18 protein-coding genes are annotated in these 20,192 nt (G+C 61.7%); 12 read left to right on the forward strand and 6 right to left on the reverse strand.

Annotated elements, in window-relative coordinates:
- The first annotated feature begins 5 nt into the window (after positions 1-5).
- On the forward strand, positions 6-596 hold the full coding sequence (locus Q1K29_RS01710; protein ID WP_300390763.1) for a hypothetical protein: 591 nt from the start codon (positions 6-8) through the stop codon (positions 594-596).
- A gap of 4 nt (positions 597-600) precedes the next feature.
- Here the strand turns inward: Q1K29_RS01710 and dnaJ are convergent, their stop codons facing one another.
- The 3 genes from dnaJ to Q1K29_RS01725 form a co-directional block, all read right to left on the reverse strand.
- Positions 601-1,767, reverse strand: coding sequence for a molecular chaperone DnaJ (gene dnaJ, locus Q1K29_RS01715; protein WP_300390766.1), 1,167 nt, complete (start codon positions 1,765-1,767; stop codon positions 601-603).
- A 96-nt stretch (positions 1,768-1,863) separates the two neighbouring features.
- Positions 1,864-6,390: a glutamate synthase large subunit gene (gene gltB, locus Q1K29_RS01720; protein WP_300390769.1), complete on the reverse strand. Its 4,527-nt coding sequence runs from the start codon at positions 6,388-6,390 to the stop codon at positions 1,864-1,866.
- Between the two features lie 50 nt (positions 6,391-6,440).
- Complete coding sequence (locus Q1K29_RS01725) at positions 6,441-7,901, reverse strand: NAD(P)-dependent oxidoreductase (RefSeq protein WP_300390771.1); 1,461 nt, start codon at positions 7,899-7,901, stop codon at positions 6,441-6,443.
- A gap of 241 nt (positions 7,902-8,142) precedes the next feature.
- Here Q1K29_RS01725 and Q1K29_RS01730 point away from each other — a divergent pair, with 241 nt between their 5' ends.
- The 3 genes from Q1K29_RS01730 (at position 8,143) to Q1K29_RS01740 (ending at position 10,611) form a co-directional block, all read left to right on the forward strand.
- Complete coding sequence (locus Q1K29_RS01730) at positions 8,143-8,997, forward strand: undecaprenyl-diphosphate phosphatase (protein WP_300390774.1); 855 nt, start codon at positions 8,143-8,145, stop codon at positions 8,995-8,997.
- Positions 8,998-9,078: 81 nt separating this feature from the next.
- On the forward strand, positions 9,079-9,630 hold the full coding sequence (locus Q1K29_RS01735; protein WP_300390777.1) for a PA2169 family four-helix-bundle protein: 552 nt from the start codon (positions 9,079-9,081) through the stop codon (positions 9,628-9,630).
- Between the two features lie 381 nt (positions 9,631-10,011).
- Positions 10,012-10,611 carry an energy transducer TonB gene (locus Q1K29_RS01740; RefSeq protein ID WP_300390780.1) on the forward strand — a complete coding sequence of 200 codons (600 nt, stop codon included), beginning with the start codon at positions 10,012-10,014 and terminating at the stop codon, positions 10,609-10,611.
- Between the two features lie 38 nt (positions 10,612-10,649).
- Here the strand turns inward: Q1K29_RS01740 and Q1K29_RS01745 are convergent, their stop codons facing one another.
- Positions 10,650-11,651 (reverse strand): complex I NDUFA9 subunit family protein, encoded by a 1,002-nt coding sequence (locus Q1K29_RS01745; protein ID WP_300390783.1) that lies wholly within the window; start codon positions 11,649-11,651, stop codon positions 10,650-10,652.
- A 197-nt stretch (positions 11,652-11,848) separates the two neighbouring features.
- Between Q1K29_RS01745 and Q1K29_RS01750 the strand changes: the two genes are divergently transcribed.
- From Q1K29_RS01750 to Q1K29_RS01785, 8 genes are all read left to right on the forward strand, one after another.
- On the forward strand, positions 11,849-12,463 hold the full coding sequence (locus Q1K29_RS01750; RefSeq protein ID WP_300390786.1) for a ribonuclease D: 615 nt from the start codon (positions 11,849-11,851) through the stop codon (positions 12,461-12,463).
- A gap of 144 nt (positions 12,464-12,607) precedes the next feature.
- Positions 12,608-13,249, forward strand: coding sequence for an LPS export ABC transporter periplasmic protein LptC (gene lptC, locus Q1K29_RS01755; RefSeq protein ID WP_300390789.1), 642 nt, complete (start codon positions 12,608-12,610; stop codon positions 13,247-13,249).
- A complete protein-coding gene (locus tag Q1K29_RS01760; RefSeq protein WP_300390792.1) occupies positions 13,239-13,775 on the forward strand; it encodes an LptA/OstA family protein in 537 nt (178 codons plus the stop codon). Before lptC ends, Q1K29_RS01760 begins: the two co-directional genes overlap by 11 nt.
- A gap of 87 nt (positions 13,776-13,862) precedes the next feature.
- Positions 13,863-14,597, forward strand: coding sequence for an LPS export ABC transporter ATP-binding protein (gene lptB / locus Q1K29_RS01765; protein WP_300390795.1), 735 nt, complete (start codon positions 13,863-13,865; stop codon positions 14,595-14,597).
- A 6-nt stretch (positions 14,598-14,603) separates the two neighbouring features.
- Positions 14,604-16,115, forward strand: a complete 1,512-nt coding sequence (rpoN, locus tag Q1K29_RS01770; protein WP_300390798.1) for an RNA polymerase factor sigma-54 — start codon at positions 14,604-14,606, stop codon at positions 16,113-16,115.
- Positions 16,116-16,222: 107 nt separating this feature from the next.
- On the forward strand, positions 16,223-16,816 hold the full coding sequence (gene raiA / locus Q1K29_RS01775) for a ribosome-associated translation inhibitor RaiA (RefSeq protein ID WP_300390802.1): 594 nt from the start codon (positions 16,223-16,225) through the stop codon (positions 16,814-16,816).
- A 19-nt stretch (positions 16,817-16,835) separates the two neighbouring features.
- On the forward strand, positions 16,836-17,309 hold the full coding sequence (locus tag Q1K29_RS01780; protein ID WP_300390805.1) for a PTS sugar transporter subunit IIA: 474 nt from the start codon (positions 16,836-16,838) through the stop codon (positions 17,307-17,309).
- 93 nt (positions 17,310-17,402) lie between these two features.
- Positions 17,403-18,335, forward strand: coding sequence for an MBL fold metallo-hydrolase (locus Q1K29_RS01785; protein ID WP_300390808.1), 933 nt, complete (start codon positions 17,403-17,405; stop codon positions 18,333-18,335).
- On the opposite strand, the gene Q1K29_RS01790 is transcribed toward Q1K29_RS01785, so the two are convergent.
- Together Q1K29_RS01790 and Q1K29_RS01795 are read right to left on the reverse strand one after the other, a co-directional pair.
- On the reverse strand, positions 18,332-19,381 hold the full coding sequence (locus tag Q1K29_RS01790; RefSeq protein ID WP_300390811.1) for an alpha/beta fold hydrolase: 1,050 nt from the start codon (positions 19,379-19,381) through the stop codon (positions 18,332-18,334). The genes Q1K29_RS01785 and Q1K29_RS01790 overlap by 4 nt on opposite strands.
- A 68-nt stretch (positions 19,382-19,449) precedes the next feature.
- Positions 19,450-20,190, reverse strand: a complete 741-nt coding sequence (locus Q1K29_RS01795) for a ThiF family adenylyltransferase (protein ID WP_300390814.1) — start codon at positions 20,188-20,190, stop codon at positions 19,450-19,452.
- Positions 20,191-20,192: the final 2 nt, after the last annotated feature.

The raw sequence follows: 20,192 nt of genomic DNA on the forward strand, positions 1-20,192 counted from the left end.
GCCGCATGAGGCCTTCCCGGCGCACTTATTCCAGTGATGCGACAAGCTTCATAGAGAGCAACCGGCGCCGGATGCATGCCTTCTGGAAGGCGCCCGCCGTGTTCACGCTCCTGATGACAGCCGCAGCATGGATCTCATGGCTGCTCGGGTCGGGAACAGTCAGCGCGCTGCGCTTCGGCACTGTGCAGCTCTACATTCCGGTCGGTCCTGAGCGTCCGCTGATCCTGGCAGATGTTGTGGCCATGCCGGTTGGTTTCCTGCTGCACGCGCTGTTCATGGCCATGCCGGTCTTCATGGGGTGCCTGGCCTTCCTCTTCCCGATCCGGCTTGCAGACGGAAATACCTTCATATCGAGGCCGATTTTCTGGCGGATCTATGTCAGCACGCTGGGCGCGATTGCAGGGCTCTGCACATTCGTCTTCTACGCGAGGTCGGGCGAGCCGGTACAGCTTGTCCCGACCCTGGAAAACGCCCCAATGGTAGCGGTCATCGCCGTGCTTTTCGCAGCGGTTCACCTGCTGGCCGGACACATCGGCGCACGATGGCTGATCTGGTCATCGGGCCTGTTCGATGCCCGGCGGATCAAGGATTTCTAAGGCGCTAGTTCGGGCGCTGCTGGTCTTCGCCGGTCATGCCGTCCCAGAACTTCTTCACCCGGCCGAGGAAGCCTTCGCTCTCCGGATTGCAGTCAGCGCCTGAGCACTCACAGAACTCACGCAGCAGTTCCTTCTGGCGGTGCGAGAGGTTGCGCGGGGTTTCGACAATCATCTCGACATAAAGATCACCGGACTGGTTCGAGCCGCGAAGGCTCGGCATGCCCTTGCCGCGCAGACGCAGCTTGCGACCCGTCTGGGCACCTTCCGGAACAGTGACGCGCGCGCGCCCGCCATCGATTGTCGGAATTTCGATCTCGCCACCAAGCGCAGCGGTCACCATCGGCACAGGCGCCGGGCAGTAAAGGTTCGGCCCGTCGCGCTCGAAGATGTCGTGCTCGGCGACGTCGACAAAGATGTAGAGGTCGCCCTTCGGTCCGCCGCGCTGGCCGGGCTCACCCTCGCCGGATAGCCGGATGCGCATGCCGCTCTCGACGCCAGCCGGAATCTTGACCTGTAGCGTCCGGTCCTCGCGGACCTGGCCTGCGCCATGGCACGTCTTGCAAGGATTGGTGATGACCTTGCCGCGGCCGGAACAGCGCGCACAGGTGCGCTCCATCGTGAAAAAGCCCTGCGTGGCGCGGACACGGCCTGCGCCCGAACAGGTCGGACAGGTTTCGGGGCTTGTGCCCGGCTCTGCACCGGTTCCGTCACATGCACCGCACTCGACGGCAGCCGGCAGCGAAATCTCGGTATCCTTGCCGGTAAAGGCTTCCTCGAGGCTGATCTCCAGATCGTAGCGGAGGTCGTTGCCGCGCGCGGGACCATTGCGGCGGCGTCCGCCAGCAAAGCCGCCAGCGCCACCAAAGACCTGGCTGAAGATGTTCTCGAAAATGTCGCCGGGATCCATATTGCCGAACGGATTGCCGCCGGCACCGCCACCGCCATTCTCGAAGGCCGCATGACCGAAACGGTCATAGGCCGCCTTCTTCTCGGGATCGGAAAGGACCGCATAGGCCTCCCCGACTTCCTTGAACTTGGCCTCGGCTTCCTCGTCTCCGGGATTCTGGTCCGGATGGTATTTCAGCGCGAGCTTGCGATAGGCGCTCTTGAGGGCTTTCGCATCAGCATCCTGTGCGACGCCCAGAATCTCGTAATAGTCCCGTTTGCTCATGGCAGTGGTTTGGTTTCCGCTGTTTGGCAGGTTAGCTGGAAAATTGGGGAGCGCCGCCCCCGGTTGCAAGGGCGGCGCTACAGGCAGGGCTGGGGTTTATCCGGCTTTCGCGGCAGGCTTTTCACCAAGGATCATGCCAGCTACTTCCTTCGGCACGATGAGCCAGGTTTCCTGAAGCGTCTGCTCCCAGTTCTCAAGCAGCTTCTGGGCCCGCTTCGACCCGGTCCGCTCGGCATGCATCTCCAGCATCAGGTGGAACCGGCCAATATGCTCCTCGTGCATGTCGGCAAGCGTGTACCAGTCGATGGAGTCCGGGTTGGCGACGCGCTCGAAACGCTTGTCAGGATCCCAGATCCAGGCCACACCGCCGGTCATGCCGGCACCGAAATTGTCACCCACCGGGCCAAGGATCGCGACACGTCCGCCGGTCATGTACTCGCAGCCATTCGCGCCGCAGCCCTCAACGACGGCTTCCGCCCCCGAATTGCGAACGCCGAAGCGAACGCCAGCCTGCCCGGCCGCGTAGAGCCGGCCGGAGGTTGCGCCATAAAGGCAGGTATTGCCGATGATCGTGTTCTCGGAGGCTTCCAGTTGCGCATCCCGGCGCGGGCGCAGCTGGATCGTGGCCCCGGAAAGCCCCTTGCCGACATAGTCATTGGCGTCGCCAAAGACATCCAGCAGCAGGCCCTGCACCGCGAACGCCCCGAGCGACTGGCCCGCACTGCCCGCCAGGCGAACCCGCAGGCGGCCTTCCGGCAGGGCCTTCTCGCCGAACTTGCGTACGATGGACGAACTGCAACGCGCGCCTATGGACCGCTGCACATTCTGCACGTCATATTCGAGCTGCATCTTCTCGCCTCGCGTGAAGAAGGGCTCGCCGTCGCGCAGGATCTGCGCATCCAGCGTGTCCACAACTTCGGTGCGGTGGGTCGGGCGATAGACGACAGGTTTCATCGTCTCGACACGCACCAGAAGCGGGTTGAGATCGAGGTCATCGAGGTGGGAGGCCCCGCGGCTGACCTGGCTCAACAGGTCGGTCCGGCCAACCGCCTCGTCGAGCGAGGAAAGGCCGAGACTTGCCAGGATGTGGCGTACATCTTCGGCCAGGAAGGACATGAGGTTCACGACCTTCTCCGGGGAGCCGGTAAACTTCTTGCGAAGCGCTTCGTCCTGCACACACACGCCGACCGGGCAGGTGTTCGAATGGCACTGGCGCACCATGATGCAGCCCATCGCCACCAGCGAGGCGGTGCCGATGCCATACTCTTCCGCCCCCAGCATCGCCGCAATGACGATGTCGCGGCCGGTGCGCAGGCCGCCATCGGTACGAAGCGTGACCTTGTCGCGAAGATTGTTGAGCGACAGCACCTGATGGGCTTCGGCCAGGCCCATTTCCCAGGGCAGGCCGGCATACTTGATCGAGGTCTGCGGCGATGCCCCCGTCCCGCCGACACCGCCAGCAATCAGGATCACATCGGCCTTGGCCTTCGCCACACCGGCGGCAACCGTGCCGACGCCGGACTGCGCAACAAGCTTCACGCAGACACGCACATCCGGATTGATCTGCTTGAGATCGTAGATGAGCTGGGCGAGATCCTCGATGGAGTAGATATCATGGTGCGGCGGCGGCGAGATCAGCGTTACGCCGGGCGTCGCATGCCGGTTCTTCGCAATCATCTCAGTGACCTTGAAGCCAGGCAGCTGGCCGCCCTCACCGGGCTTTGCGCCCTGGGCGATCTTGATCTCCACCTCGCGGCACTCATTCAGGTATTCCGCCGTCACACCGAAGCGCCCGGAGGCGACCTGCTTGACCGCGGAGTTCATGTTGTCGCCATTCGGCAGCGGACGGTAGCGCTCGCGGATCTCGCCCCCCTCACCGGAGACAGACTTCGCGCCGATGCGGTTCATGGCGACATTCAGCGTACCATGCGCTTCCGGGCTCAGCGCGCCGAGTGACATGCCGGGCGTCACGAAGCGCTTGCGGATTTCATTGACCGACTGGACCTGTTCGAGCGGGATCGCCGTCTGCTTGTGGGTCTTGAAGTCGATCAGGTCACGCAACTGGATCGGGTGCCGGTTCGACAGCGCGTCGACATATTTCTCATAGAGCGCATAGTCACCGCGATCACACGCGGCCTGCAGCATGTGGATCAGGTTGCCGTCGAGCGCATGCGGCTCACCTGAGGCGCGCAGCTTGTAGAAGCCGCCCACCGGCAGCGAGATGACATCTTCGTCGAACGCTTTCTCATGACGCTCAACTGCATTGTCCTCGAGACCGGCAAGGCCGATGCCCGAAATGCGGCTGGTCATGCCAGGGAAATAGTCGGCCACCAGAGCGCGGGAGAGGCCAAGCGCCTCGAAATTGTAGCCGCCGCGATAGGACGAGATGACCGAGATGCCCATCTTCGACATGATCTTGAGCAGGCCCGCCTCGATCGCCTTCTTGTAGTTCTGCACATAATGGCTCACCGGCTCCTCGCCGAGCAGGCCACGGGCGTGACGGTCGGCGATGGCTTCCTGTGCGAGATAGGCGTTCACGCAGGTCGCGCCGCAGCCAACGAGCACGGCGAAATAGTGCGTATCCATACACTCCGCCGAGCGCACGGTGAGCGAGCAGAAGGTCCGGAGGCCCTGGCTCACCAGGTGCGAGTGGACGGCGCCGGTCGCGAGGATCATCGGGATGGCGACATTGTCGATCCCCTGATGCTCGTCGGTGAGAACGATGTGTTCCCGGCCAGCCCGTACCGCTTCCTCGGCTTCGGCCTGAATGCGCGCCAGTGCTTTTTTCAATGCTGACCCGTCACCCAGGACGTCTTCGAGCTTGAAGGTGCAGTCGACATGTTCGACGCCTTCACCGAGCGTCTCCATCAGCCGGTGATACATGCCGGTGGAGAGGAACGGGCTCTCGAGGACGAAGACGTTCTGCTGGGTCTCGTCGGTGGTCAGGATGTTGCCGAGGTTCTTGAACCGCGTCTTGAGCGACATCACCCGGTCTTCGCGCAGCGGATCGACCGGCGGGTTGGTCACCTGCGAGAAATTCTGCCGGAAGAAGTGCGAGAGGGGACGAGGCTCGCTCGACAGGACGGCCAGCGGGCTGTCATCGCCCATCGAGCCGATCGCCTCCTTGCCCGTCTCGGCCATGGGCGCGAGGATGAGTTCGGATGTCTCCAGCGTGAAGCCCGCCACCATCTGGCGGCGCGTCAGGCCTTCCTTGTCGTAAAGGCGCGGCTCTTCGCCCTGGATGATCTCAGCCTCCAGGTCCTTCACATTCTTCAGCCACTTGTCATACGGATGTTCGGCGGCAAGCTCGTCGATGATCTCGTCATGCTCGTAGAAGCGGCCCTCTTCGAGATTGGCCGCAATCATGCCGCCGGCGCGCACATGACCGCGGCGGACGACCTCATGGCCCGACAGCGGGCACATGCCTGTTTCGGAACCGACCGCCAGGATACCGTCCGAGGTCAGCGCATAGCGCAGCGGACGCAGGCCATTGCGGTCCAGCCCGGCAATTGCCCAGCGTCCGTCATAGGCACAGACGGCCGCCGGCCCGTCCCAGGGCTCCATGACCGAGTTACAGTAGGCATAAAGCGCCGCGTGATTGTCCGGTATGATCGAGGCACGCTTCGACCAGGCTTCAGGGATCAGCAGTGCCTTGGTCATTGGCGCCGTCCGCCCGGCCTTGCAGAGGATTTCGAAGACAGCGTCGAGCGCACCGGAATCCGACAGGCCCTTCGGCACGACCGGCTTCACGTCCTCGACATCATCCCCAAAGGCGCCCGAGACCATCTTGATCTCGTGGCTCTTCATCCAGTTGAGGTTGCCGCGCAGGGTGTTGATCTCGCCATTATGGGCGAGCATGCGGAAAGGCTGCGCCAGCTCCCAGCGCGGGAAGGTGTTGGTCGAATAGCGCTGGTGATAGATCGCGATCGGCGAAACGAAACGATCATCCTTCAGGTCAAGGAAGAAATTGTCGATGTCCTGGGCGAGGAACATGCCCTTGTAGATCAGCGATTTGTGGCTGAGCGAGCAGATATAAAAGCCCGGAATACCGGCTTCGCGGGCCTTGCGCTCGATCCGGCGGCGGCAGAGATAGAGCGCGCGCTCCAGGTCGTCAGGCGAACGTCCGCGGCTGTCACGGAACATGACCTGCTCGATTTCGGGCCGGGTATCGGCGGCCTTCTGACCGATGACACTGATGTCCACCGGGGGCTGGCGCCAGCCATAGATATAAAAGCCGAAGTGCAGGATTTCAGTCTCGACGATGGCACGGGCGGCTTCCTGCGAGCCCAGGTCGGTGCGCGGCAGGAAGATCTGGCCGACACAGATCGGGTCGTCGGTCGGGTTGTGACCGGTGCGTTCGGCCTGCTCGCGGAAGAAGTCCTGCGGCACCTCGATACGGATGCCCGCCCCGTCGCCGGTCTTGCCGTCGGCATCGACAGCGCCGCGGTGCCAGACATTCTTCAGGGCCTTGATACCCATCTCGACGATTTCGCGCTTCGGCTTGCCATCGAGCGAGGCCACGAGACCGACGCCGCAAGCATCCTTCTCATGCTCGGGATCATAGGCATGCGCCTCGATCAGCTTCTGGCGCTCGATGAGATATTTTTCGATCGTATCGGTCATGTCTTCGGGTCCCTTGAGGGAAAATCGTTCTTGTTCTGGCGCAGGCCGGCTTATTCCGCAGCGACGGGTTCGCGCTTGGCCTTGCGCTCTCGCACCTCGGCCTTCATGCGCTTGTGCATCTCCTCGGCGGCGTCGCGGCCATCCTTGATCGCCCAGACGACGAGCGAGGCTCCGCGTACGATATCGCCGGCGGCAAAGACGTTCGGGATGCTGGTTTCCATTGTGGCGAAATCGACGCGGATGGCGCCCCAGCGGTTCACCTTGAGCGCCGGATCACCAAACAGCTCCGGCAGGTCTTCCGGATCGAAGCCGAGCGCCTTGATGACCATGTCGGCCTTGATGTCGAAGGTTGCGCCCGTCTTTTCCGGCGACTGACGACCGGACGGGTCCGGCGCGCCGAGCTTCATGCGGGCGGCGCGAACGGCCTTCAGCTTGCCGGCCTTGGTATCGAGGATCGCTTCCGGTGCGGCGAGCCATTCGAACACGACGCCCTCCTCCTCGGCATTGGCGACTTCGCGCTGGGAGCCCGGCATGTTGGCCCGGTCACGGCGATAGAGGCAGGTCACCGACTTGGCACCCTCGCGCACAGCGGTCCGCACGCAATCCATGGCCGTGTCGCCGCCACCGATCACGACGACGCGCTTGCCTTCGGCATTGTGGGTGCCGTCGTCAAAGGTCGGCACTTCGTCACCCAGCCCACGGCGGTTTGAGGTTGTCAGGAAATCCAGCGCCGGCAGCACGCCCTTCGTGCCAGATCCCGGCACCATCAGGTCGCGCGCCTTGTAGACGCCTGTCGCGATCAACAGCGTGTCATGCTTGTCGCGCAGCTCGGTGAAGGTCACGTCCTCGCCGATATCGGTGTTGAACTCGAATCTGATACCGGAATCTTCCAGCCGCTTGATGCGGCGCTCGACCACGACTTTCTCGAGCTTGAAGCCCGGAATACCGTACATGAGCAGGCCGCCGCCGCGGTCATAACGGTCATAGACGGTCACCTGGTAGCCCTTGCGGCGCAGCTGCTCGGCAGCGGCAAGACCGCCCGGCCCCGCGCCAATCACGCCAGCCGACTGATCGCGCTCGCGCGGGGGTTTGACCGGCGTGACCCAGCCCTGCTCCCACGCATAATCGGTAATGTGGCGTTCGATCGCACCGATCGTCACCGTGCCGTGGCCGGATTGCTCGACCGTACAGATACCCTCGCAGAGGCGGTCCTGCGGGCAGATCCGGCCGCAAATCTCCGGCATGTTATTGGTCGCCTGCGAGACCTGATAAGCCTCTTCCATCCGGTCCTCGGCGACGAGTTTCAGCCAGTCGGGGATGTTGTTGGAAAGCGGGCAGCCTTGCTGGCAGAATGGCACGCCACACTGCGAGCAGCGCCCGGCCTGATCCTCGGCGACTTGCTGGGCATAGTCGCTGTAAATTTCATCGAAATCCTGCGTCCGCGCCTTCGCCTCGCGCTTTTCGGGCATGGCGCGGTCAATTTCTGTAAACTTCAGCATGCGGCTGGCCATGGGGACGGTCCTTGGGTCTGCAATTTTATGCCTTATTAGCCGCAGATCAGGAAAGCGCAAGGCAGAATGCGCCCCGAAATATCAAAATGATATGTATATGCGGATATTTTGGCTTATATAGCGCAAAAAGCGTTAACGTGCAAATTTAACGCATATCATATTGATATATACAAGCAGGCGTGCGTTCCCCGGCGAACCATGCCAGACAGGCGCCATCGGCAATCTAGCGTATACAGGCGAAATGTCACTTTTTCAGCTTTTGATCATCGCTGCGATCCAGGGCGTCACCGAGTGGCTGCCGATCTCATCATCCGCTCATGTGCTTCTGCTGTCGGACTCCTTCGGTGCCGGCGGGCGCGACGAACTGCTCATCAATGCCGTGTCCAATCTCGGCACGCTGGCAGCCATGCTGGTCTATTTCCGCAAGGATGTGGCGAGCGCCTTTCTGGGCGGGTTCGAGCTGGTGGCCGCCCCTGTGACGAAGAAACGCCTGTCGCCCGGGGCGAGGCTTGCCGCCTGCGTCCTCATCGCCACGCCGATCGCCCTCGTCGCCGCCCTCCTCTATGAAGGCGTCCTGCCGGAAAGCATGCAGGACGCCCTCCGCAGCGTGCCGACCGTGGCCGGGGCGACCATCGTCTTTGGCCTGCTCCTCTGGTGGGCAGACGTGAAGGGCCCGCGTACGCGCAGGGAAGAGGACATGACCTTTACCCATGCCCTGCTGATCGGCGCGACGCAGGCCATTGCCGCCATCATTCCGGGCACGAGCCGCTCCGGTATCACCATGACGGCCGCGCGCGCTTTCGGCTATGACCGCACCGAGGCGGCCCGCTTTTCCATGCTGATCGGCGCCCCCATCCTTGCGGCGGCCGGCCTGTACGGCGCCTATGGGCTCTTCACCGCAGACCCGGACGCCGGTGCGCTTCTCACCTTTCAGGACGGGATGATTGTCGCTGGCGTCGCCTTCATCACCGGTCTCGCTTCCATCTGGGGCCTGATGGCCCTTCTCAACCGGATGAGCTTCCTGCCCTTCGTGATCTACAGGCTCATCCTGGGTATCGCCCTGTTTGCAATGCTGCCTTACCTTTCCGCGAGTTAAGGATTGCGGCCACCGGAAAACGGAACTGCCTCCCGTCAGACCCGTTTGAGCCTCGTTCCAGAATGGAAAGGATCAAGGCTCATGAAACGTATTCTTCTGGCATCCGCTGCCCTCGCCCTGCCATTTGGCATGACCGCCTGCAGCTCTGCCGGCCTGACCGAAAGCGAATCCGCGGCAGTCCAGCAAACCGCCCAGCAAAGCGAAGCGATGAAGGAAGAGATCAGCGAACTGAACCGTCTGACCAGAATCTATATCGACGCTGCGGCGCTTTATAAGCAGGCGGCCGACATCCCCGACGAGAAGAACGGGCTCAAGCCGGTTCTGCTCGACCTCGCCAAGAAGCGGAACGCCCAGCGCGACCTGCTCCAGGCGCGCGTGATCACCCTTGGCGGCAATCCAGCCGAGCATGGCCAGGCCCTGGGAACAATGCACCGCTCCTTCACGGCAATGCGGACAATTGTCGACAAGGACACCGAGGTCGCGGTGGAGGAAGTCCTGCGTGGCGAACGCTACCTCCTTGAGGAGATCAACAAGGCGATGGACGCCGCCGTCACACCGGATACGCGCTCCATGCTGGCGCAGCTTCGTACCGATGCCGATGCACAGATTGCGCGGCTGGAAGCGCTGAAATGATCGCGCTGACCTGATCGCAAAAGTCACGAAAGCCCGCCTCTTCTCAAGGGGCGGGCTTTTTCAATAGTCGGGAAGGCTTGTGACAATAGACGACGCGCGCAGCCGGCCGTTCCGCCATCTCCGCACGTCGCCCTTTCCGCTTATGCGTCCCATCGCCTGCGGAAAGCCTGTTTCATGACATTGTTGTCATGAAATGTAGCAGGAAGCGGCTCGCAATGTGGTGATTTGCGGGCACGTCAAAAGCTGTGCGAAACCAGCCTGAACATACTGGAACATGAAGTGTCCGGACACGAAATCTCTGGTGTCGGGACCAGCTTTTGGTTTCTATCAGGCGGGTAAGCGGGTCTTTTGGAAAGGACCGCGACACAAGCCGGATAGAGCATGAAGAAGTCATATCACGAAAAGAAGTCAGACACGCTGGAAGTCCGCCTGCCGCATTCCAAGAAGGAAGCCTTCAAGGCCGCTTGCGAGGAAGAAGGCATAACGGTCAGCCATGCGGTCCGAACCTTCATCGATGCCTATTTGCGCCAGTCGCGGGAAATGAAGCTGAAACGCATCGCAAAGGAGCTTTCCATGACCCTTGTCCGCAACCCTCTGAAGATCACCGGCGGGCTCGCCGCCGCGACGGCCGCCCTCGGGACGGCGTTGGTCCTGGCCCTGCCAAGCGCAGCCGATGACAGCAATGTCCAGCCGATCAAGCCACCGGTTCCGCAGTATCCGATCGAACTCGCCCAACAGGGCATCAGCTCCAAATGCAAGGCAACCTTTGATGTCTCGAAAGAAGGTTTTGTCGAGACCGGTATTGAGGTCGAGTGCGCGCATCCGGGCTTCGTCGAGGCAACGCGGACCGCTATCGAGACATTACGCTTCGAACCGAAAATGGAGGACGGCCAACCCGTCCGGCGGACCGGCGTCGTCTATCCGATTGAATACCTCGTCACGCCGGACACGGAAAATGTGTCCGGGCCCGAGCCTTCATAATAGGGGTATCAGCGGGGCGGGCGCCGGGGCCTTTAGGCTCAGGCCTCGCCCTTCTGGTGGAACTCGCCATAGGCGCGGAAGGGCCAGAGATAGGACGGTACGATCGACTCCACGCTCTCGATGTCATCGACACCGAGATCCTTAAGCGTCAGCGCATCGTCGGCCACGACATTGTCGGTCTTCAGCATCTCGACCTGATCGCCGGTGATCGGCGGGTCACCGAGGAAACCCCATGACAGTGGCGGGACCCGCCACAACGCGCCAAAGGTCAGCCCCAGCGGTTTTGCGACGAAGAACGGCAAGGGCATCGCATAGCGCTTCTTGTCGATCGTCTCGCTGATGTAGTCATAAAGCTCGCGGAACTCATAAACGCGCGGGCCGCCGAGCTCGAACGTCTTGCCTTCAACGTCATCACGATTGACCGCATGGGCGATCGCATCGGCGACATCGCCAGCATAAACCGGCTGCAGCTTCGTCTTGCCGCCGCCAATCGCGGGCAGGAAGGGAAAGATGTTCGCCATCGGGCTGGAGGCCATGGCAGCGAACTTGTTGAAGAACTCGTCTTCCGGCCCGAACACGATAGACGGACGAAGGATGACCGCTTCGGGGAACGCCTTGCGCACGCCTTCTTCAGCCTCGGCCTTTGTGCGCGCATAGTCGGAGCCGGAGTCCTCGTCTGCGCCAATCGCTGAAATCTGGACGAGGCGCTTCACCCCGGCCTTCTTTGCGGCTTCCGCGACATTGATCGCGCCTTCGCGCTGGGAGGCTTCGAAGCTTTGCGGGCCCTTCTCGAACAGGATGCCGACCAGGTTCACAACCGCATCAGCGCCTTCCACAGCGCGCTCCACCGACATGCGGTTGCGGATATTGGCCTGGGCGAGATCAACCCATCCGGGCGGGCCTGCCAGTTTCACGTCACCCGAAACATGGGGCTTGCGTACCGCAACACGCACACGCCAGCCATCGCGAACCAGCGCGCGGGCCGCATAGCGTCCGATAAAACCGGAGCCGCCGAAAACAGTAACCAGACCTTTGGACATGAAGTCTCTACCTCGCTTGCAGGAGCCAAGCATGAATCATCTCGGCGCCTTTCATCACGCCTTTGCCGGCTTGTCCATGCGGCGAATGGCAAAACCCGGCCGGCCCGCGCAGCCCGGTTACCGAGAGGGCCAGGCAGCCCAAATCCAATGCAAGCGAGTAATTGCGTATTCACGCAAAGACGGTAAGTCGTTTGGCCATGAACAATATCACGCTGCACAAGGGCGACCTGCCCGCCGGGGTCGATCTCGGAAACGAAATCGCCGTCGATACCGAAGCCATGGGCCTCAATCCGTTCCGCGATGCGCTCTGCGTGGTGCAGCTGTCCTCCGGTGACGGCACCGCCCATGTCGTGCAGCTCGGCCGGGATTTCGACTGTCCGAACCTGAAGACGGTGCTGGCTGATGACAGCCGGCTGAAGATCTTCCACTTCGCCCGCTTCGATATCGCGATGATGAAGCACTGGCTCGGCATTGAATGTGCGCCCGTCTGGTGCACCAAGATCGCCTCGAAGCTGTGCCGCACCTATACCGACCGCCACGGCCTGAAGGATGTCTCGCGCGAAATCGCCGGGGTCGACATGTCAAAGGCGCAGCAATCCTCCGACTGGGGCGCCGAAACGCTGAGCGATGCACAGCTCCAGTATTGCGCGAGCGATGTCTTGCACCTGCACAAGATCAAGGCGGGTCTCGAAGCCATGCTCGAACGTGAAGGCCGGCTTGACCTTGCCCAGGCCTGCTTCGACTTCCTGCCCGTGCGCGCCCGTCTCGACCTTGAGGGCTGGCCTGACACAGACATCTTCGCCCATAGCTGAGACAGCCAGATTCCTGCCGCATTTGGTCACGGAAAGATCATGCGGATCGCGCTATCATTATTGGGCTATCATCCCTAAATTCATATTATGGATGTTTCCGCAGAAACCGAAAAGGCCCTGAGCTTGTGGGAGCCACGCCGCCAGATGACTCTGGAGCAGGCGCGCCATCGCTCATCCATGGTCTCCTTTCTGCGCCTTGCCTTTACAGCCGGCGCGGCGATTTCTGCCGGCATCATGATTGGTCACCTGACCGCGAACGCGGTCTCTGCCTCACCGAGTTCAATTGAGCGTCTGACCGGCGACCAGGTCGTCACCATGGTCAATCCACGCTTTACCGGCCGTGACGTGGCCGGCCGCGCCTTCGTGATCACCGCCGACACCGCGCAGCGGCGCATGGGGGGCGGAGAGAAGATCGACCTGAAAAATCCCGAGCTGATCAGCGAGGACGGCACACGCGTAGCCGCACCGGCCGGCCTGTATAATCAGGACGACCAGACCCTCGACCTCTATGAGGATGTCGAGGTGGAGAGCGCCAAGGGCTATACGTTCCGTTCGACCTCGGCAAAAATGTTTATCCAGGAAGGCCGGGTCGAAGGCATCGACCCCCTGAGCGGGTCAGGCCCCCTTGGCGATGTCCGCTCCGACACGTATGAGATTGTTGATGAAGGTGACCGCGTGCTGCTTAGTGGGCGCGTGGAGATGACCATCGTACCCGGCGAACAGGCCGAAGATGACGCCGGCGCCGACGAAGACACCGGCAATGAGGAGCGTGGTGGTGAAGAATAGAGTTTGGATGGCCGCAGCCGCCATCAGTATGGTCGCCAGCGCGACCGCGACAGCCCAGGTCTCCGGTGAAGGCGGCCCCATCCGGGTGAATGCCGACCGAAGCGAAGTGATCGAACGCCAGCGCCAGGTGGTGCTCATCGACAATGTCGACATCATGCAGGGCGAAGCCCGTCTTCGTGCTAACCGCGTGACCATCAATTATTCCGGCACAGGCCAGACCCAGACTAGCGGCCTGGGGGGCTTTGGCGACATTTCCAGCATGGAAGCCGTCGGCGAGGTCTACTACGTGACGCCTGATATCAAGGCGACCGGCGACCGCGGCGTCTACAATGCCAATACCGATACGATTACGCTGACCGGCAATGTCGTGCTGATCCGCGGCGAGGATGTCGCAACCGGCGAAAAGCTCGTCATGGAGCTTGAGGCCGGCCGTACCATCCTTGATGGCGGCAGTGGCCAGGTCCAGATGAACATCAATCCGAACCGGGACCAGAGCGGCCCTTCGGCGGGCAATGAGTCAAATTAAGCGTGCCAGCCTAAGCGGATTTTAAGTCTATTGCCCTAGGAACGCGTCTGGGCAGCGCAAACCGCGCGGAGCGGGAGGACCACAGGTATGACGGACACGGCCAATGGCCTTGTAGCAACCGGACTGGCCAAGTCATTTGGCAAGCGTCAGGTTGTGAAAGACGTCTCCCTGTCTCTCCAGCGCGGTGAGGTTGTTGGACTGCTGGGCCCGAACGGGGCCGGCAAGACGACATGCTTCTACATGATCATGGGGCTCATCGGGGCCGATGCCGGGACCATCACGATTGATGGCGCCGACGTCACCGCCCTTCCCATGTACCAGCGTGCCCGACTGGGTGTCGGTTATCTTCCGCAGGAGGCCTCGATTTTTCGGGGCATGAGCGTGGAGGAGAACATCCTGGCCGTGGTCGAACTTGTCGAAAAGGACAAGACGGCGCGGCAGGCTGAAGTCGATGCCCTTCTGGACGAGTTGCACATCACGCACCTGCGCAAGCAGTCTGCAACCTCTCTGTCCGGTGGTGAACGCCGCCGTGTCGAGATTGCCCGTGCGCTCGCCTCCAGACCGAGTTTTATGCTTCTGGACGAACCGTTTACCGGTATCGACCCCCTCGCCGTGTCGGATATTTCCGATCTGGTTGGTTATCTGAAAAAGCGCGGACTAGGCGTGCTGATCACGGATCACCAGGTGCGAGAGACACTCCAGATCGTTGATCGGGCATCCATCATCTATGATGGCGGCGTCCTCTTTGAGGGTGTGCCGGACGATGTCCTGACCAACGAGGATGTGCGCAGGGTCTATCTCGGCGAGCGGTTTGCTGCGTAGAGTCTGATGGCCATTTCACAACGTCTCGATATGCGCCAGGGAACGTCCCTGGTGATGACCCCACAGTTGCAGCAGGCGATCAAGCTGCTGCAGCTCTCAAACGCCGAGCTGGCCGAGTTCATCGAGGCCGAGATCGAACGCAATCCACTGCTGGAACGCGCCGAGGCCGGTGAACGGGACGAGTATTCGCCCGAAGCGGTCGAGGCCCCCGCAAAACGCGAAGAGCTGACGCTCGATGACAATTCCGCGCTCAATGAGGCGCGCGATGATATGGATGCATCTCGCGACGACCTCTATGAGAGCGGCACCAATTCCGATACCGGCCAGACGGCTGACCAGATGTCCGGCCCGTCGGCCAAGACCGACTGGTCCCAGGCCGGCTCCGGCGGCAGCTTCTCCGGCGAGGATTATGACTTCGAAGGCAGTGTTTCGAGCGAGAAATCGCTGCATGAACACCTTCACGACCAGCTGGCCATGTCCGGCCTTTCGCAAGCCGACCAGATGATCGGTGCCCGCCTTGTCGATGAAACGGATGATGCCGGTTACTGCAAGGTGGATCTCGACGAGCTCGCCGGGACGCTCGGCGCCGACCCCGCGAATGTCGAGGCCGTGCTTTCCGTCTGCCAGGGCTTCGAACCGACAGGCGTCATGGCGCGGGACGTCCAGGAATGCCTAGCCCTGCAGCTCAGGGACCAGAACCGCTTCGATCCGGCCATGGAAGCGCTGATCGCAAATCTCGACCTCGTCGCCAAGCACGATATCAAGGGGCTTTGCGACGTCTGCGGCGTCGACAAGGAAGACGTTCGCGACATGATCATGGAGCTTCGCCAGCTCACGCCGCGCCCCGGTTCAGCCTTTTCTGGCGGGACAACAATCGCGGTGGTGCCCGATGTCTTCGTGCGCGAGATGCCAAACGGCATGTTTGCCGTCGAGCTCAATTCCGACACGCTGCCCAAGGTGCTGATGGACAAGGCCTACTATGCCGAAGTCTCGACCCTGCCGATGCGCGAGAAGGAAAAGGAATTCATCACCGACTGCGCGCAGAACGCCTCCTGGCTGATCAAGTCGCTCGACCAGCGCGCGCGTACCATTCTCAAAGTGTCGAGTGAGATCGTGCGCCAGCAGGACGCCTTCTTCGCGCACGGCGTGGCGCATCTTCGTCCGCTTAACCTCAAGCAGGTGGCAGACGCGATCCAGATGCACGAGTCCACCGTCAGCCGCGTCACGTCCAACAAGTACATGGGCACGCCGCGCGGCCTGTTCGAGCTGAAATACTTCTTCTCGGCTGCCATTCCGGGCACGGCCGGCGGCGATGCGCATTCGGCCGAAGCTGTGCGCTATCGCATCAAACAGCTGGTCGATGACGAAGGGCAGAACGTGCTGTCTGACGATCAGATTGTGGAAATTCTGACCGAGTTTGGTATAGAAATCGCACGGCGCACCGTTGCCAAGTACCGCGAAAGCCTGAACATTCCTTCGAGTGTACAACGCCGCAGGCGCCTGAAAGCCAGTGCCTGAGGCCTGCTCAGGGGTTGTTGACTCAACCCCACAGCATTTTAAGGAGGCCGCGGTCTCGATTTCCCCATTCGGGGCGTTATAGTAGGACCTCGTTATCGGAGAGTTCCGTGCAGATACAGATTGCAGGACGGAAGATGGACCTTGGCGATGCCCTTCGGGAACGCATCGAGACAGGTCTGGAAGCTGCCGTCACAAAGTACTTCGACCGGGAGTTTGACGGGCATGTCACCGTCAGCCCGAATGGCCACGAAACAGAAATCGACTGCAACGTTCATTTGCCATCCGGCATTATCCTGCAGTCGACAGGCAAGGCGGATGACCCGTACGCCGCGCTCGATGATGCGCTGGCCAAGATGGAAAAACGCGTGCGCCGCTACAAGCGCCGCCTCAAGGACCATCACAAGAATGGCCGCGATCCTTTCCCGAGCGAACCGGCATCCTCCTTCGTTCTCAAATCCGCTCCGGAAGACGAAGAGCCCGAAGTACCGGGTGAAGATGGTGAAGCGCCTGTTATTGTAGCAGAATCTGCTTCTCAAATTCGCACTATGACCGTTTCTGAAGCTGTGCTCCAGCTTGAGCTTGCCGATGCTCCGGCCCTCATGTTTCGCAATGCAAAACACAAGGGGCTGAATATGGTATATCGGCGCGCAGACGGAAACATTGGCTGGGTCGACCCGGCTACAGACAGCAAATCCTCCTGACGAAATTCCTGGCAGGCCCATGGCGACTGATCTCTCAAGCCTTCTAGGCGAAGGTGTCATCCTCGATCCTGTTTCGGCAGAGAACCGCAAGCAGGCGCTCACCACGCTCGCGGGTGCGCTTGCAGAGCGTACCAAGCTCGATGCGCGCGACATCTTCGATGCCGTCATGGAGCGCGAGCGTCTGGGCTCGACCGGCGTCGGCGAAGGCGTTGCCATCCCGCATGCCCGTATCGAAAAACTGCCGCATCCGATCGGCGGGTTCGTGCGCCTGCGCGAGGGCGTCGACTTCGATGCCGTCGATGACCGCCCCTGCGACCTCATCTTCATGCTGATCGCGCCTGTCGGCTCCGGCGCTGACCATTTGCGGGCCCTCGCCCAGGTCAGCCGCACCTTGCGCCAGCCAGCCCTGCGCGAAGCGCTTCGCAAGGCCGAGACGGCGAAAGACATGCAAGCCATTCTCTGCCCGGAAGCCGCCAACGCGTCTGCCGCCTGAGGCCCCCTCTCTTCCTGAAAAGACACCGGGTTGTGACTCGCCTTCACGCGCGGGCACCCTATCCTTGCAAAAAATAGCAAGGGAGGACCTCCTATGTCCAGGACTTTGACAAGCCTCGCCGCTCTGGCACTGGCGACAACACCCGTGGCGTTTGCACATGGCAACGGCACGCATACCGCCCAGGCCGCCCAACCGGCCGAGGTAACGACCAGCGACCTCGGCAGCGGCATCTACATGCTGACAGGCCGGGGCGGCAATCTCGGCGTCCTGACCGGACCGGACGGAACATTCGTGATCGACAGCCAGTATGCCGAAATGGCGCCCGGCCTGCTCAATGCGATCAGCGAAGTTGCGGGCGATGCGGACTTACGCTTCCTGCTCAACACGCACTGGCACGGCGATCATGTCGGCGGGAATGCGCCCATGGCCGGCTCCGGCGCGACCATCGTTGCGCATGACGAGGTCCGCACCCGTCTGACCACGGATCAGGAGCTGAGCCTGCTCGGCCGCGACCGGTCAACGCCTGCCGCCGAGGAGGAAGCCTGGCCCGTCATTTCATACGCAACCGAGATGAGCCTTTACCTCAATGGCCAGACCATTCGCGTCCACCACCTGCCCGATGCGCACACGGACGGGGACTCGGCTATCTATTTCGAGGAAGCGAATGTGCTGCATACCGGCGACGTCATGTTCAATGGCAGCTTTCCTTTCGTCGACATCTCAAGCGGCGGCAGCTTCCAGGGCTATGTCGATGCGCTCCAGACGCTCTACGATCTGACGGACGAGGAAACCCGCATCATCCCCGGTCACGGCCCCGAGGCCACACGCGAGGACATCAAGGCGCTGCGTGACATGCTGGTCGATACGATGGCAGCGGTTCAGACAGAGATCGATGCCGGCAAGTCGCTGGAAGAAACGCTCGAAGCCCGCCCGCTTGAGCCATGGGTCGAGGACTGGGCCAGTGGCTTCATGACGGAAGAGATTTTCACCTCTCTGGTCTATACCGACCTCACGTCAGAGAGCTAACGCGGCCGCAGGCCGCCGCCTGTCGCGTTCCCGGTCTGCGCCGTCTCGCTGACCGGCGTGGCGACGGCGTCTGTGCTCATGGCAGGGCTTACAGCGGCGTGCCGGTCGAGAAAGGCCCGTACATCCGAGGCACTCTCATCGGCCACTTCTTCCTGCGGGATATGGCCTGCATCGGGATAGGTAATCGCGACAGCGTTCGGCAACGCGGCTTCGAAGCGCGCAGCATCACCGACAGGAATAAGATTGTCCTGCTTCCCCCAGAGGATGAGCGTCGGCACACGGATGTCAGCGAGGCGCTGTTTGCTTGCTTTCACACGTGAGTTGCTGCCTGCCATCAGGCGCAGCATAGCGTCACGGTGGCCGGGGGCGCGGGACATGGCGGTATAACGCTCGACCATGTCCTGGCTCACCAGATCCGGATTGGCGAAGGAGTCCCGCAAACCACCCTCGATCAGGCCCGACAGGTCGAGATCCTTCATCAGGATCCGCGCGAGGGGGATACGCAGCAGGCGGAAGACCAGTGGATCGTCGCCCTGATTGGCATCTGGCCAGCCTGATGCATCTACCAGGATCAGGCTTACGAGCTGGTCAGGGTGGGCCAGCGCATACTGCCAGGCAACATTGCCCCCCATTGATGAGCCAGCGAGCGAGAACTGATCGACCTTCAGCTTGCGGGTCACCGCCTCGACCGTGTCGACATAGTAATCGATCGAGACGGGATGGTCGTCGGAGACCCGCGAAAGGCCATGTCCGGGCAGATCCAGGGTGATGACGCGATAGGAATTTTCCAGCGTCTTGCGCCAGGGCTGCCAGGTATGCAGCGAGGCGGCGAAGCCGTGGACCAGCACAACGACCGGGGCGTCACGCGGGCCGGTATCGGTATAGTGAAGCTTGATATCTCCACTGACCGTCAGGAATTGGGACTCCGGAAGCGTATAGCTGCTTTCGAGCGTTTCATAGGGAATGTCGGGACGTTTGAGAGCAAACCAGCCAGCTGCCAGCACAGCGACCAGAGTGAGAATTATCGCAGCGAATTTGCGAAGCATCTGCCCTCACCGATCAACCTCAACATCGTCGTAAAACCGTCAAAAGACGGCCGTGTCAAAGGAAAGATTCAGGTCGAACAGACAGGACAGTCCGTGTCCTGACGAAGTTTGACGGCGCGCGAAACGCCGCTCAGCCCGTCAACTATGAGAACCTGGCCCGTCAGCGGCCGGCCTGCACCTGTTACAAGCTTTACGGTTTCGAGCGCCATGTGGCTCGCGATTATGCCCGTCACCGGACCGACCACGCCGACATCCTCACAGGCTTCGGCATCGGGTGGTGTTTGCGGAACGAAACACTGGTAGCACGGCAAACCAGCCTCGACACCGGAGGCAAAAACCGAAACCTGACCCGACCATCTCGTCGCCGCACCGGAGACGAGCGGGCGGCCACTCGCATGAGCGACACGGTTGAGCGCGAAGCGGGTTTCGAAATTGTCGGTTCCGTCGATCAGGATACGGCCCCAAAGCGCCTCATCCTCCGACCAGCGCCGGCGCCGGCGGACGACCTCGCAATCCGGTGCGGCAGCCTTGAGGCGGTCGGCGAGCTGGTCGACTTTTGCCCTGCCGGTATCGGCCTCGGTAAACTGGACCTGGCGCTGGAGGTTCGACCGGTCGACACTGTCGTCATCCCAGAGCTCGATCCGTCCGACACCCGCCGCGGCAAGATACATCGCACACGGACCGCCAAGCGCCCCGGCCCCGACAATCGAAACAGAGGCAGATACCAGCCGCTGAACGCCCGGCCCGCCGATCTCTTTCAGCAGGATATGGCGGGAATGGCGGTGAAGCTGTTCAGGGGTCAGGGCCATGG

It is taken from the genome of Henriciella sp. (assembly GCF_029937755.1).
In the GTDB taxonomy this organism is placed as follows: Bacteria; Pseudomonadota; Alphaproteobacteria; order Caulobacterales; family Hyphomonadaceae; genus Henriciella.

Excerpts from the sequence above, each read along its gene's own strand:
- rpoN (WP_300390798.1), top strand. The coding sequence starts at position 14,604 with ATGGCCATTTCACAACGTCTCGATATGCGCCAGGGAACGTCCCTGGTG.
- Q1K29_RS01785 (WP_300390808.1), top strand. The coding sequence starts at position 17,403 with ATGTCCAGGACTTTGACAAGCCTCGCCGCTCTGGCACTGGCGACAACA.
- dnaJ (WP_300390766.1), bottom strand. The coding sequence starts at position 1,767 with ATGAGCAAACGGGACTATTACGAGATTCTGGGCGTCGCACAGGATGCT.
- Q1K29_RS01750 (WP_300390786.1), top strand. The coding sequence starts at position 11,849 with ATGAACAATATCACGCTGCACAAGGGCGACCTGCCCGCCGGGGTCGAT.
- Q1K29_RS01730 (WP_300390774.1), top strand. The coding sequence starts at position 8,143 with ATGTCACTTTTTCAGCTTTTGATCATCGCTGCGATCCAGGGCGTCACC.
- Q1K29_RS01790 (WP_300390811.1), bottom strand. The coding sequence starts at position 19,381 with ATGCTTCGCAAATTCGCTGCGATAATTCTCACTCTGGTCGCTGTGCTG.
- Q1K29_RS01795 (WP_300390814.1), bottom strand. The coding sequence starts at position 20,190 with ATGGCCCTGACCCCTGAACAGCTTCACCGCCATTCCCGCCATATCCTG.
- lptB (WP_300390795.1), top strand. The coding sequence starts at position 13,863 with ATGACGGACACGGCCAATGGCCTTGTAGCAACCGGACTGGCCAAGTCA.
- Q1K29_RS01735 (WP_300390777.1), top strand. The coding sequence starts at position 9,079 with ATGAAACGTATTCTTCTGGCATCCGCTGCCCTCGCCCTGCCATTTGGC.
- gltB (WP_300390769.1), bottom strand. The coding sequence starts at position 6,390 with ATGACCGATACGATCGAAAAATATCTCATCGAGCGCCAGAAGCTGATC.
- Q1K29_RS01740 (WP_300390780.1), top strand. The coding sequence starts at position 10,012 with ATGAAGAAGTCATATCACGAAAAGAAGTCAGACACGCTGGAAGTCCGC.
- lptC (WP_300390789.1), top strand. The coding sequence starts at position 12,608 with ATGACTCTGGAGCAGGCGCGCCATCGCTCATCCATGGTCTCCTTTCTG.
- Q1K29_RS01710 (WP_300390763.1), top strand. The coding sequence starts at position 6 with ATGAGGCCTTCCCGGCGCACTTATTCCAGTGATGCGACAAGCTTCATA.
- Q1K29_RS01780 (WP_300390805.1), top strand. The coding sequence starts at position 16,836 with ATGGCGACTGATCTCTCAAGCCTTCTAGGCGAAGGTGTCATCCTCGAT.
- Q1K29_RS01725 (WP_300390771.1), bottom strand. The coding sequence starts at position 7,901 with ATGGCCAGCCGCATGCTGAAGTTTACAGAAATTGACCGCGCCATGCCC.
- Q1K29_RS01745 (WP_300390783.1), bottom strand. The coding sequence starts at position 11,651 with ATGTCCAAAGGTCTGGTTACTGTTTTCGGCGGCTCCGGTTTTATCGGA.